This is a genomic window from Pseudomonas sp. GGS8 (assembly GCF_024168645.1).
Taxonomy (GTDB): Bacteria; Pseudomonadota; Gammaproteobacteria; order Pseudomonadales; family Pseudomonadaceae; genus Aquipseudomonas.
Genome location: NZ_JALJWF010000001.1, coordinates 3,182,660 through 3,195,458, shown reverse-complemented (window position 1 = coordinate 3,195,458; position 12,799 = coordinate 3,182,660). Strand labels below are relative to the sequence as shown.

The window sequence follows — 12,799 nt, the reverse complement described above, 5'->3', positions numbered from 1 at the left end:
TTTACGCCTTCTTCTGGTGTTGAGCCAAAGCGGCTTTAACGAAACCGCTGAACAACGGGTGACCGTCGCGTGGCGTCGAGGTGAACTCGGGGTGGAACTGGCAAGCGACGAACCATGGGTGATCCGGTGCTTCAACCACTTCAACCAGCGCGCCATCACCGGAACGACCGGAGATTTTCAGGCCGGCCTCGATGATTTGCGGCAGCAGGTTGTTGTTCACTTCGTAGCGATGACGGTGACGCTCGACGATCACGTCCTTGGCGTAGCAATCGTGCACCAGGGAACCTGGCTCAAGCAGACAGTCCTGAGCGCCGAGGCGCATGGTGCCGCCCAGGTCGGACGCTTCGGTACGGGTTTCGACGGCGCCGGTGGCGTCTTCCCACTCGGTGATCAGACCTACCACAGGGTGACCGCTGGTGCGATCGAACTCGGTGGAGTTAGCGTCTTTCCAGCCCATGACGTTACGAGCGAACTCGATGACGGCCACTTGCATGCCCAGGCAGATGCCCAGGTATGGAACCTTGTTTTCGCGAGCGTATTGAACGGCAGTGATCTTGCCTTCCACGCCACGCAGACCGAAGCCACCCGGCACCAGAATCGCGTCGACGCCTTCCAGCAGCGCGGTGCCCTGGTTTTCGATGTCTTCGGAATCGATGTAGCGCAGGTTGACCTTGGTGCGGTTGCTGATGCCGGCGTGGCTCATCGCTTCGATCAGCGACTTGTAGGCGTCCAGCAGTTCCATGTACTTGCCGACCATGGCGATAGTGACTTCGTGCTCCGGGTTCAGCTTGGCGTCAACCACCGCTTCCCACTCGGACAGATCGGCGCTGTCGCATTGCAGGCCGAAACGCTCGACGACGAAATCATCCAGGCCCTGGGAGTGCAGAATGCCCGGGATCTTGTAGATGGTGTCGGCGTCTTCCAGCGCAATCACCGCACGCTCTTCAACGTTGGTGAACTGCGCGATCTTGCGACGCGACGAGATGTCGATCGGGTGATCGGAGCGGCACACCAGTACGTCAGGCTGCAGACCGATGGAGCGCAGTTCCTTGACCGAGTGCTGGGTTGGCTTGGTTTTGGTTTCGCCGGCAGTGGCGATATACGGCACCAGTGTCAGGTGCATCAGCATCGCGCGCTTGGCGCCGACTTCGAAACGCAATTGACGGATCGCTTCGAGGAACGGTTGCGACTCGATGTCACCCACGGTGCCACCGATCTCGACCATGGCCACGTCGGCATCGCCGGCGCCCTTGATGATCCGGCGCTTGATTTCGTCGGTGATGTGCGGGATCACCTGAATGGTTGCGCCCAGGTAATCACCACGGCGCTCTTTGCGCAGGACGTGTTCGTAGACACGGCCAGTGGTGAAGTTGTTGTTCTGGGTCATGGTCGTGCGGATGAACCGCTCGTAGTGGCCCAGGTCCAGGTCGGTCTCGGCGCCGTCGTGGGTGACGAACACTTCACCGTGCTGGAACGGGCTCATGGTGCCCGGGTCAACGTTGATGTACGGGTCCAGCTTCAGCATGGTGACCTTAAGTCCCCGCGCCTCCAGGATGGCCGCCAATGAAGCCGAGGCAATGCCTTTCCCCAATGAAGAAACAACACCGCCCGTGACGAATATGTAGCGCGTCATGAAAAACCCTAGAAGTCTGCGTTAAAGCGGTCCGAGCCGCCGGGGAAAGCGAAGGAAGGCCGAAGCCCCCGATCACCTGCATTAATCACAGTGCACCTTTCAAAAAAACCGCCGCGTTGGGACAGACCGGAAGATGAAACACCGGTAGGTTGCTCGCTACACATTTTTTGGAATCGCCCAGCAAAGACTGCTTGGTAATCGGCAACTCCTGCGATTCAGGCGAATCCACAGAAGTTGTATCAAGAAGGGAGCGTAGTCTACCGGAAAGCCCCTTTCAGCTCAAACCTTGATCTTCGATCGGCGGCTGCCAATGCAAATACCAGCCACTGCGCTCACTGCCATTTAGCCCCTGCAGGTTCGCCACCCCCAGCAATTGCTCGTCTCTGTAGACCAGCGGCAATCTGCCACGGGCGAAACCCGGCACACCGCTTTCGTTGAGCAAACGCTTCAAGTCCCGGTGGCCGCGATCGGGCAAATTCATGACTTCGCCGCCCTCACGATAGCGGATCTGCAACGGGCCATCGGGGATCTTACCGGTGAGTGTGAGCGCGCCATTATCCGGCAACGCCAGCAATACCGTGGGGTCAACCCAAGACACCGGGGATGGCGGAGTACGCAACCAACCACCTGACAACCACCAAAGACGCCCACCGGCCCGGTGCAGTTCGCCCGCCGCCAGCCGCCAGACCGGACGCGCATCGTTGGTCGCATCGCGCAAATCCTCCCAACCCGACCAATGGTCACTGTCTGGCAAAGATGTCAGCGGTTTGAGCCAATGACTTAACGCATTGCGTTGACGAGCGTCAGAGAGGAATTGCAGCGGTGCCAGCTCCAGCGACCGCAAACCCAGCCAATCGAAATCACTGTGCGTGCTGGCCCGGGCCAGATCAATTTGTGCCAAGTCGTCGAGCAACCCCTGCGCTTCACTCAGATGCGCAGCACTGCGAGCCATGGTCGCCACCGCTTGCGGCCAGCGAGCGGTCAATGCCGGAAACACCTGGTGACGCAGGTAATTGCGCGAGAACTGCCGATCCTGATTCGACGGATCTTCGATCCAGCTCAGCCGATGCTCAGTGGCGTAGACCTCAAGCTCGGCGCGAGTGACATCAAGCAATGGTCGCAGCAGATGCCCCCGCCCCAACGGACGCTCGCTCGGCATTCCCGACAAGCCTCTCACCCCCGCCCCACGCATCAGCCGAAACAACAGGGTTTCCGCTTGATCGTCACGGTGCTGGCCAGTGAGCAGCACTTCACCGGCGTGAGTCGCCGCGACGAAGGCGCCGTAACGCGCATCTCGCGCCGCACGCTCAAGGCTGGCGCCGGGCTCAACCTGAACACGTACAACCTCCAGCGGTACACCCAACGCATCACAGACCGACTGACAATGCTCCGGCCACGCATCAGCCGCAGCCTGAAGACCGTGGTGGACATGAATGGCGGTCAGCGCTGGCAAGGATTCGGTTTTTGCGAGGTGTGCGAGAAGGTGCAGCAGGACGGTGGAATCGAGACCACCGGAGAAGGCGATGCGCCAGGTTGTGGCGTTGCGCCAAGACGCGAGGTTGTGCAGGAGTCTGGTAGACAGATCAATCGCGGGCTGACTCATATCGATCACTTTGCACAAATCAAATGTGGGAGCGGCGGTGCGACGATTCGACTTGCCCGCGAAGGCGGCGGAACAGCCAACAAATTCGTTGAATGTTACATCGCTTTCGCGGGCAAGCCCGCTCCCACAGTTTTTTCTATTGTCAGCCGAATCTGCGTCAGATCAGAGACCGTAGCTCATCAGACGCTCGTAACGACGGGCCAGCAGCGCGTCGTTGTCGAACTTCTTCAACATCGCCAGTTGCGAGCTCAGCTCGGCGCGGATCGAGGCAGCGGCAGCGGCCGGATCACGATGAGCGCCGCCCAACGGCTCGCTGATCACTTTATCGACAATGCCCAGGCCCTTCAGGCGCTCGGCAGTAATACCCATCGCCTCTGCGGCATCCGGAGCTTTCTCGGATGTTTTCCACAGAATCGAGGCGCAACCTTCCGGCGAAATCACCGCGTAGGTCGAATATTGCAGCATGTTCAGCTGATCGCAGACGCCGATTGCCAGCGCACCACCAGAACCACCCTCACCGATCACGGTGGCGATGATTGGGGTTTTCAGGCGAGCCATGACGCGCAGGTTCCAGGCAATCGCTTCGCTCTGGTTGCGCTCTTCGGCGTCGATGCCAGGGTAAGCGCCCGGGGTGTCGATGAAGGTCAGGATCGGCATTTTGAAACGCTCGGCCATTTCCATCAGGCGACACGCCTTGCGGTAGCCCTCAGGACGTGGCATGCCGAAGTTGCGGCGAACCTTCTCGCGCACTTCACGGCCTTTCTGGTGGCCGATGATCATCACCGGCTGGTCGTCCAGACGGGCAACACCGCCAACGATGGCAGCGTCGTCGGAGAAGTGACGGTCGCCGTGCAGTTCATCGAACTCGGTGAAGATGTGTTCGATGTAGTCCAGGGTATATGGACGTTTCGGGTGACGCGCCAGACGCGCGATCTGCCAACTGGTCAGCTTGCCGAAGATGTCTTCGGTCAACGTGCTGCTCTTGTCCTGAAGGCGGGAGATCTCATCGCCGATATTCAGCGAATTGTCATTACCGACCAAGCGCAACTCTTCGATCTTGGCTTGCAGGTCGGCGATCGGCTGTTCGAAATCTAGAAAATTCGGGTTCATAGGCGTCCGTCTAGGGTCGCGTCCAAGAGAACTTGGGCCGGCCGGTTGTCTATTCGCGCCCTACCTTAAGGGACAGGCGCGTTCAGGTCGAGATTAAAAATTCGGGTCGGGATCAGGCACGTTCCAATGGCAAGGAATGACGCCTGACCGTCAACGGTATTGGAGGAAGACGTTGTCTCGCCCGAACTGGTCACGCAGAGCTTGAATCAAGGCATCCGCCGGGTCGATCCGCCAGGTCTCGCCGAACTGCAACAAGGCCTTCGCATCGGGACTGGTGTACTCCATGGTGATCGGGCACGCGCCACGGTGGCGCTTGAACAGCTCACCCAGCCAGCGTAGTTGATCACCCTTCAAATCCTTGGTGTGCAACTTCAGGCGCAGGCTTTCGGCCAGGTTGGTGCGCGCATCTTCCATGCTCATCACCCGCTTGACCCGCAAGCGCAGGCCGCCAGAGAAGTCGTCGTTGCTAACTTCGCCTTCGACCACCACCATCGCATCGGTCTGCAACAGCGACTGCGCAGAATGGAATGCATCGGCGAACAACGAGGCTTCGATCCGCCCGGAGCGGTCGTCGAGGGTGATGAAGCCCATCTTGTCGCCCTTTTTGTTCTTCATCACTCGCAGGGCGATGATCATGCCCGCGACCGTCTGAGTATCGCGAGCCGGCTTCAGGTCGATGATGCGCTGACGGGCGAAGCGTCGGATCTCGCCTTCGTATTCGTCGATCGGGTGGCCGGTGAGGTACAGCCCCAAGGTGTCTTTCTCGCCTTTCAGGCGCTCCTTGAGGGTCAGTTCCTTGGCCTTGCGGTGATTGGCGTAGACGTCGGCGTCTTCTTCAACGAATAGACCGCCAAACAGATCGGCATGCCCACTGTCGTGGGTACGAGCGGTTTGTTCAGCCGCCTTGATCGCCTCTTCCATGGCCGTCAACAACACCGCACGGTTGCGGTCGATGTTGGCCTGATAGGCTTTTTGCTCGTCGTGGAAATACGGGCCAAGGCGGTCCAGGGCACCACTGCGGATCAAGCCGTCGAGGGTTCGTTTATTGATGCGCTTGAGGTCGACCCGGGCGCAAAAATCGAACAGGTCCTTGAACGGCCCCTCTTGCCGCGCCTCGGTAATCGCTTCGACCGGGCCTTCGCCCACGCCCTTGATCGCGCCCAGGCCGTAAATGATGCGGCCTTCGTCGTTCACCGTGAACTTGAATTCCGAGGTGTTCACGTCCGGCGCATCGAGGCGCAGCTTCATGGTTCGCACTTCTTCGATCAAGGTCACGACCTTGTCGGTGTTGTGCATATCCGCCGACAGTACCGCGGCCATGAACGGCGCCGGATAGTGGGCTTTCAGCCACGCGGTCTGGTACGACACCAGGCCATAAGCAGCGGAGTGGGATTTGTTGAAGCCGTAACCGGCGAATTTTTCTACCAGGTCAAAAATGTTACCGGCAAGGTCGGCGTCGATATTGTTGGTCGCGCAACCTTCAATGAAGCCGCCACGCTGCTTGGCCATTTCTTCGGGTTTTTTCTTACCCATGGCTCGACGCAGCATGTCCGCGCCGCCGAGGGTGTAACCGGCCATGACCTGGGCAATCTGCATCACCTGTTCCTGATACAGGATGATGCCGTAAGTCGGCGCCAATACCGGCTTGAGGCCGTCGTACTGGTAGTCCGAGTGCGGGTACGCGAGTTCGGCGCGACCATGCTTACGGTTGATGAAGTCGTCCACCATGCCCGATTGCAGCGGCCCCGGACGGAACAGGGCCACCAGTGCGATCAAGTCTTCCAGGCAGTCGGGCTTGAGCTTTTTGATCAGCTCTTTCATGCCGCGCGACTCGAGCTGGAACACCGCGGTGGTTTCGGCTTTTTGCAGCAGCGTGTAAGTCGGTTTATCGTCCAGCGGGATGAACGCGATATCCAGCGGCGGTTCGTTGACCTTGGCGCGGTCACGGTTGATGGTTTTCAGCGCCCAGTCGATGATCGTCAGGGTCCGAAGTCCCAGGAAGTCGAACTTCACCAGACCAGCAGCCTCGACGTCGTCCTTGTCGAACTGGGTTACCAGGCCGTCGCCCGCTTCGTCGCAATAGATCGGCGAGAAGTCGGTCAGTTTGGTCGGCGCGATTACCACACCACCAGCGTGCTTGCCGACGTTACGCACAACGCCTTCGAGCTTGCGCGCCATTTCCCAGATTTCCGCGGCTTCTTCATCGACCTTGATGAAGTCGCGCAGGATTTCTTCCTGTTCGTAGGCTTTTTCCAGGGTCATGCCGACTTCAAACGGAATCATCTTCGACAGACGATCCGCCAGGCCGTAGGACTTGCCCTGCACCCGCGCCACGTCACGGACCACAGCCTTGGCCGCCATGGAACCGAAGGTGATGATCTGGCTCACCGCGTTACGGCCGTATTTCTCGGCCACGTAATCGATCACGCGGTCACGGCCGTCCATGCAGAAGTCGACGTCGAAGTCGGGCATGGAAACCCGTTCCGGGTTAAGGAAACGTTCGAACAGCAGGTCATATTCCAGCGGGTCAAGGTCAGTAATCTTCTGCACATAGGCCACCAGCGACCCGGCACCCGACCCACGGCCAGGCCCCACCGGTACGCCGTTGTTCTTGGCCCACTGGATAAAGTCCATCACGATCAGGAAGTAACCGGGGAAGCCCATCTGGATGATGATATCCAGCTCGAAATTCAGCCGGTCGACATAGACCTGACGCTTGGCGTCGTAGTCTTCGGTGGTGTCTTTGGGCAGCAGAACGGTGAGGCGCTCTTCCAGACCGTCGAAGGAAACCTTGCGGAAGTACTCATCGATGGTCATGCCATCGGGAATCGGGAAGTTGGGCAGGAAGTGTTTGCCCAGTTTCACTTCGATGTTGCAGCGCTTGGCGATCTCAACCGTGTTTTCCAGTGCCTCGGGCAGGTCACTGAACAGCTCGGCCATTTCCTCGGCGCTTTTGAGGTATTGCTGATCGCTGTAATTCTTTGAACGCCGCGGATCGTCGAGGGCCCGGCCTTCACCGATGCAAACACGGGTTTCGTGGGCTTCGAAGTCTTCCTGCTTGATAAAGCGCACGTCGTTGGTCGCCACCAGCGGAGCGCCGATTTTCTCGGCCAGGGCCACAGCGCCGTGCAGTTGCTCTTCGTCGTTGGGGCGATTGGTGCGCTGGACTTCCAGATAGAAACGATCCGGGAACACCGCCATCCACTCGCGAGCCAGGGTTTCGGCTTCGTCCGGGTTGCCGCCGAGCATTGCCAGGCCGATCTCGCCCTCTTTAGCCGCCGACAGCATGATCAAGCCTTCGCTGGCTTCGGCCACCCACTCGCGTTCGATAATGATCGAGCCATTGCGCTGGCCGTCGATAAAACCGCGGGAGATCAGTTCGGTGAGGTTGCGATAACCCGTGGCGTTCATCGCCAGCAGGCTGATCCGGCTCAAGGGGTTGTCCGGATCCTTGTTCGACAGCCACAGGTCGGCGCCGCAGATCGGCTTGATCCCGGCGCCCATGGCGGCTTTATAAAATTTGACCAGGGAACACATGTTGTTCTGGTCAGTGACCGCCACGGCAGGCATGTTCATACCGACCAGGGTCTTGACCAGCGGTTTGATCCGCACCAGACCGTCGACCAGGGAATATTCAGTGTGCAGGCGTAGATGAACGAATGAAGCCGGCATAGTGATCCTGTCTAGAAACTAGAAACGTGAAGACAACAAGGCCCGGATTGTACCGGGCCTTGAGCAAAACATCAGCCTGCGACTAACCCTCGATCAGGCTTTCCCGCGCTTCATACGCCAGGCGTACCGGGGCGAACGAGCGGCGGTGAATCGGTGTCGGCCCCAGACGCGTCAGCGCTTCCAGATGAACGGGCGTCGGGTAGCCTTTGTGGCCACCGATGCCGTAGCCCGGGTAAATCAGTTCGAACGCCGCCATTTCACGATCACGGCTGACCTTGGCCAGAATCGACGCCGCAGCGATGGCTGGCACTTTGCTGTCGCCTTGCACCACGGCTTCGGCGCGCATCGCGAGTTTCGGACAACGGTTGCCGTCAATCATCGCCAGCTTCGGCTGAATGTGCAGGCCCTCGACCGCTCGCTGCATGGCTAGCATGGTGGCATGGAGAATGTTCAATTCGTCGATTTCTTCGACTTCGGCGCGGGCAATGCACCAGCTCAGGGCTTTTTCGCAAATTTCGTCGTAGAGTTTTTCGCGGCGGGCTTCAGTGAGTTTCTTCGAATCGTTGAGGCCGAGAATCGGCCGGCTCGGATCAAGGATCACCGCCGCGGTCACCACGGCACCGCACAGCGGGCCGCGACCGACTTCATCGACACCTGCCACCAGATCTTCAACTTCATCGACCAGCATAAAATCCAGGCCCATCTGCCTACTTGTTTTGCTCATTGCGCTCTGCCAATCAGGTTCAGTACCGCGTCCGCTGCCTGATTGGAGGCGTCCAGGCGCAGGGTTCGGTGGATTTCGTCAAAGCCTCGGGTCTGCTCCTCGCCACCTTCGATCAGCGGCGACAGAGTCTGAGCCAGGGCTTCGACTGTCGCATCGTCCTGCAACAACTCCGGCACCAGCAGGCGCTGGGCCAGCAGATTCGGCAACGAGACGTAGGGACTCTTCACCATCCGTTTGAGAATCCAGAACGTCAGCGGCGCCAAGCGATAAGCGACTACCATCGGCCGCTTGTACAGCAATGCTTCCAGCGTGGCGGTTCCCGAAGCGATTAACACCGCGTCGCAGGCCGCCAGCGCCAGATGGGATTTGCCGTCGAGCAAGGTCAACGGCAGATCGCGCCCGACCAGCAACTCTTCAAGCTGGGCCCGGCGTTCCGGGCTGGCGCACGGCACGACGAACCGCACGCCCGGACGCAGGGCCCGCAGGCGCTGGGCGGTGTCGAGGAACAACGCACCGAGGCGTCCGACTTCACCGCCGCGGCTGCCCGGCATCAGGGCGACCAGCGGCCCGTCCGGCAAACCGAGTTCGGCCCGCGCGGCGGCGCGATCGGCCTCAAGCGGGATCGCATCGGCCAGGGAATGCCCAACAAACCGTACCGGCACGCCCTTCTCTTCATAAAATTTAGCTTCGAACGGGAACAGTGTCAGCATCAGATCGCAGCCTTCACGGATCTTCAGCACCCGCTTCTGCCGCCAGGCCCAGACCGACGGGCTAACGTAATGCACGGTCTTGATCCCGGCCTGACGCAGCTTGAGTTCGATATTGAGATTGAAGTCCGGAGCATCGATACCGATGAACACGTCCGGCTTTGCGGCGATCAGATCGGCGACCAGTTTCTTGCGACGCGCCAATAGCTCGCGCAAACGGCCCAGCACTTCCACCAGCCCCATGACAGAAAGGCGTTCCATCGGGAAACAGGAAGCCAGCCCTTCGGCTTGCATCAGCGGACCACCGACACCGATGAACTCCACCGCCGGATGCTGAGCCTTGAGCGCACGCATGAGACCCGCACCCAGAATGTCACCGGAAGCTTCACCCGCCACCAGCGCTATACGCAGATTGGCCATGATTAGCGGGTGATGCCGCGGGTCGAAGACTGGATGGAGTCACGGAATACCGCGACTTCCGGGAACTGCAGCGAGGGTTCGGCCAGCTCGGCGAGCGCTTGCTCGACCGTCAGGCCCTGGCGGTAAACCACTTTGTAGGCACGACGCAACGCGTGGATCGCATCTTCGCTGAAACCGCGACGGCGCATGCCTTCGAAGTTCATGCTGCGCGCTTCGGCCGGATTGCCGAATACCGTGACGTAAGCTGGAACATCTTTGCCAATGGCAGTGCCCATGCCGGAAAAGCTGTGGGCACCAATGTGGCAATACTGGTGAACCAGGGTGAAGCCGGACAGGATCGCCCAGTCTTCAACGTGCACATGGCCCGCCAACGCAGTGTTGTTGACCAGGATGCAGTGGTTGCCGATAACGCTGTCGTGACCGATATGGGCATAGGCCATGATCAGGTTGTGATCGCCCAGGGTAGTTTCCGAACGGTCCTGAACGGTCCCGCGGTGAATCGTCACGCCTTCGCGGATGACGTTGTGATCACCGATGACCAGACGGGTTTCTTCGCCCTTGTATTTCAGATCGGGCGTGTCCTCGCCTACCGAAGAAAACTGGTAGATGCGGTTGTGCTTACCGATTCGGGTCGGGCCCTTGAGAATCACATGCGGCCCGATCACTGTTCCCTCGCCGATTTCCACACCTGCGCCGATGATCGACCAAGGGCCGACTTCGACGTCGTCGGCCAGGATGGCCGTCGGATCGATGATTGCGCGAGGGTCAATCAAACTCATAGTTTGCGTTCCGCACAGATGATTTCAGCGGAGCAGACTGGCTTGCCATCGACCGAAGCCTGGCATTCGAACTTCCAGATCTGACGCTTGCAACTGATGAACTTGGCTTCAAGGATCAATTGATCGCCCGGCAGCACAGGCTGACGGAAGCGCAGCTTGTCGGAGCCGACGAAGTAGTAAAGGGTGCCGTCAGCCGGTTTCACGTCGAGCATTTTGAAACCAAGGATCCCGGCAGCCTGAGCCATCGCTTCGATGATCAGTACGCCCGGCATGATTGGATGCGCAGGGAAGTGACCATTGAAGAACGGTTCGTTGATGCTGACATTCTTGTAGGCGCGAATGCGCTTGCCTTCCACATCCAGATCCACGACCCGATCCACCAGCAGGAACGGGTAACGGTGAGGCAGGTATTCGCGAATCTCGTTGATGTCCATCATTTCGGGGGGAAGCCTATGTAAAGATTGGGAGCGCGCGATTGACGCGCACTCCTCTAGCAAATCAAGGAGGCAGTCTAACGGCTGTGCACACTTGATATGGAAATGGTATCAGCCATCTGATGAAGCATTACCGTCAGGGGTCACGTCCCCTACACGCTTTTCCAGCTGTCGCAGACGTCGCGCGATGTCATCGAGCTGACGGATACGTGCCGCGCTTTTGCGCCATTCGGCTGCCGGTTGCATCGCCGTACCGGAAGAATAGGAGCCCGGCTCGGTAATCGAGTGGGTCACCATGGTCATCCCGGTCAGGAAAACGTTGTCGCAAATGTCGATATGCCCCACCAGCCCTACGCCACCGGCGAGCATGCAATGCTTGCCGATTTTGGTGCTGCCGGAAATTCCCACGCACGCGGCCATGGCAGTGTGGTCACCGACCTGGACGTTGTGGGCAATCTGAATCTGGTTGTCGAGCTTCACACCATTACCGATGACGGTATCGGCCAGCGCGCCACGATCGATAGCCGTATTTACGCCTATTTCCACGTCGTCTCCGATCGAGACGCCGCCGATCTGGGCGATTTTCTGCCAGACACCCTTCTCGTTGGCAAAACCGAAGCCTTCACCACCGAGCACGGCACCGGATTGAATCACCACCCGTTTGCCGACGCGCACATCGTGATACAGCGTGACGCGCGGGGCCAACCAGCCGCCCTCACCGATTTCGCTGCGTGCGCCGATGAAGCAATGAGCCCCAACGGTCACACCGGCGCCAATACGCGCGGCACTTTCGATGACCGCGAAGGCACCGATGCTCGCCGCCGGATCCACTACCGCATCCGCCGCCACTACCGCTGTCGGATGAATACCGGCAGGCGCCTTGGGCTTGGGATCGAATAGATGGGAAATGCGCGCATAGGCCAAATACGGATCAGGCACCACCAGTGCATCACCGGCAAAACCTTCAGCGTCAGCAGTCTTCAGTAATACAGCTGCAGCCTGACTGTCAGCCAGGTATTTACGGTATTGAGGATTTGCCAGAAAGCTCAACTGAGCTGGGCCAGCCTCTTGCAAAGTGGCTAGCCCAGTAATTTCTTTGTTCGGGTCGCCACGTAAGGTGGCGCCGAGGAACTCGGCCAACTGGCCGAGCTTTATAGTCACTGTCATGGGTTACTTCAGCTGATTCATGCGCTCGATAACCTGGCGAGTGATGTCGTACTGAGGCTTGACATCAATCACTGCGCCACGCTCGAAGACCAGGTCATAAGCACCTTTCTTGATGACTTCTTCCACAGCGCTGTCCAGTTTCGGCTTGAGCTGCTTCAGCATTTCACGGTCGGCAACGGCTTTAGCTTCGTTCAGTTCCTTGGACTGGAACTGGAAATCACGGGCCTTTTGCTTGAACTCGAGTTCCAGACGTTCACGCTCGCCTTGCTGCATTTTGTCGCCACCGGCCATCAGGCGGTCCTGGATACCCTTGGCACTGCTTTCCAGGCTCTTGAGCTTGGTCAGTTGCGGGCCGAACTTTTTCTCGGCATCCACTGCGTACTTCTTCGCCGCGTCGGATTCCAGCAGCGCCATCTGATAGTTCAGAACGGCGATTTTCATGTCGGCAAAAGCCGGACCTGCAACCAGCACGGTCGCCAGGAGAACCAATTGAGTCAACTTACGCACGATGCACTCCTACAAAATCCATTGTCGTTATCTTGGGTCAGAC

At 59.1% G+C, this 12,799-nt stretch carries 10 protein-coding genes; all 10 read right to left on the bottom strand.

Annotated elements, in window-relative coordinates:
• Position 1: 1 nt before the first annotated feature.
• Positions 2 to 1,633 carry a CTP synthase gene (locus J3D54_RS14350; RefSeq protein WP_007940520.1) on the bottom strand — a complete coding sequence of 544 codons (1,632 nt, stop codon included), beginning with the start codon at positions 1,631 to 1,633 and terminating at the stop codon, positions 2 to 4.
• A 274-nt stretch (positions 1,634 to 1,907) separates the two neighbouring features.
• A complete protein-coding gene (tilS, locus tag J3D54_RS14345) occupies positions 1,908 to 3,236 on the bottom strand; it encodes a tRNA lysidine(34) synthetase TilS (protein ID WP_253419205.1) in 1,329 nt (442 codons plus the stop codon).
• A 162-nt stretch (positions 3,237 to 3,398) separates the two neighbouring features.
• On the bottom strand, positions 3,399 to 4,346 hold the full coding sequence (locus tag J3D54_RS14340) for an acetyl-CoA carboxylase carboxyltransferase subunit alpha (protein ID WP_253419202.1): 948 nt from the start codon (positions 4,344 to 4,346) through the stop codon (positions 3,399 to 3,401).
• A gap of 150 nt (positions 4,347 to 4,496) precedes the next feature.
• Positions 4,497 to 8,018, bottom strand: coding sequence for a DNA polymerase III subunit alpha (gene dnaE / locus J3D54_RS14335; RefSeq protein WP_253419199.1), 3,522 nt, complete (start codon positions 8,016 to 8,018; stop codon positions 4,497 to 4,499).
• Positions 8,019 to 8,100: 82 nt separating this feature from the next.
• Positions 8,101 to 8,742 carry a ribonuclease HII gene (gene rnhB, locus J3D54_RS14330; RefSeq protein WP_253419196.1) on the bottom strand — a complete coding sequence of 214 codons (642 nt, stop codon included), beginning with the start codon at positions 8,740 to 8,742 and terminating at the stop codon, positions 8,101 to 8,103.
• Complete coding sequence (gene lpxB / locus J3D54_RS14325) at positions 8,739 to 9,869, bottom strand: lipid-A-disaccharide synthase (RefSeq protein ID WP_253419193.1); 1,131 nt, start codon at positions 9,867 to 9,869, stop codon at positions 8,739 to 8,741. The genes rnhB and lpxB overlap by 4 nt, the downstream gene beginning before the upstream one ends.
• Before the next feature lie 2 nt (positions 9,870 to 9,871).
• Positions 9,872 to 10,648 (bottom strand): acyl-ACP--UDP-N-acetylglucosamine O-acyltransferase, encoded by a 777-nt coding sequence (gene lpxA, locus J3D54_RS14320; protein ID WP_253419190.1) that lies wholly within the window; start codon positions 10,646 to 10,648, stop codon positions 9,872 to 9,874.
• Positions 10,645 to 11,085: a 3-hydroxyacyl-ACP dehydratase FabZ gene (gene fabZ / locus J3D54_RS14315; RefSeq protein WP_007940511.1), complete on the bottom strand. Its 441-nt coding sequence runs from the start codon at positions 11,083 to 11,085 to the stop codon at positions 10,645 to 10,647. Before fabZ ends, lpxA begins: the two co-directional genes overlap by 4 nt.
• Before the next feature lie 108 nt (positions 11,086 to 11,193).
• Positions 11,194 to 12,249 carry a UDP-3-O-(3-hydroxymyristoyl)glucosamine N-acyltransferase gene (lpxD, locus tag J3D54_RS14310; protein WP_253419188.1) on the bottom strand — a complete coding sequence of 352 codons (1,056 nt, stop codon included), beginning with the start codon at positions 12,247 to 12,249 and terminating at the stop codon, positions 11,194 to 11,196.
• 3 nt (positions 12,250 to 12,252) lie between these two features.
• A complete protein-coding gene (locus J3D54_RS14305) occupies positions 12,253 to 12,756 on the bottom strand; it encodes an OmpH family outer membrane protein (protein WP_007940508.1) in 504 nt (167 codons plus the stop codon).
• Between the last annotated feature and the right edge of the window lie 43 nt (positions 12,757 to 12,799).

Excerpts from the sequence above, each read along its gene's own strand:
- J3D54_RS14350 (WP_007940520.1), bottom strand. The coding sequence starts at position 1,633 with ATGACGCGCTACATATTCGTCACGGGCGGTGTTGTTTCTTCATTGGGG.
- tilS (WP_253419205.1), bottom strand. The coding sequence starts at position 3,236 with ATGAGTCAGCCCGCGATTGATCTGTCTACCAGACTCCTGCACAACCTC.
- J3D54_RS14340 (WP_253419202.1), bottom strand. The coding sequence starts at position 4,346 with ATGAACCCGAATTTTCTAGATTTCGAACAGCCGATCGCCGACCTGCAA.
- dnaE (WP_253419199.1), bottom strand. The coding sequence starts at position 8,018 with ATGCCGGCTTCATTCGTTCATCTACGCCTGCACACTGAATATTCCCTG.
- rnhB (WP_253419196.1), bottom strand. The coding sequence starts at position 8,742 with ATGAGCAAAACAAGTAGGCAGATGGGCCTGGATTTTATGCTGGTCGAT.
- lpxB (WP_253419193.1), bottom strand. The coding sequence starts at position 9,869 with ATGGCCAATCTGCGTATAGCGCTGGTGGCGGGTGAAGCTTCCGGTGAC.
- lpxA (WP_253419190.1), bottom strand. The coding sequence starts at position 10,648 with ATGAGTTTGATTGACCCTCGCGCAATCATCGATCCGACGGCCATCCTG.
- fabZ (WP_007940511.1), bottom strand. The coding sequence starts at position 11,085 with ATGATGGACATCAACGAGATTCGCGAATACCTGCCTCACCGTTACCCG.
- lpxD (WP_253419188.1), bottom strand. The coding sequence starts at position 12,249 with ATGACAGTGACTATAAAGCTCGGCCAGTTGGCCGAGTTCCTCGGCGCC.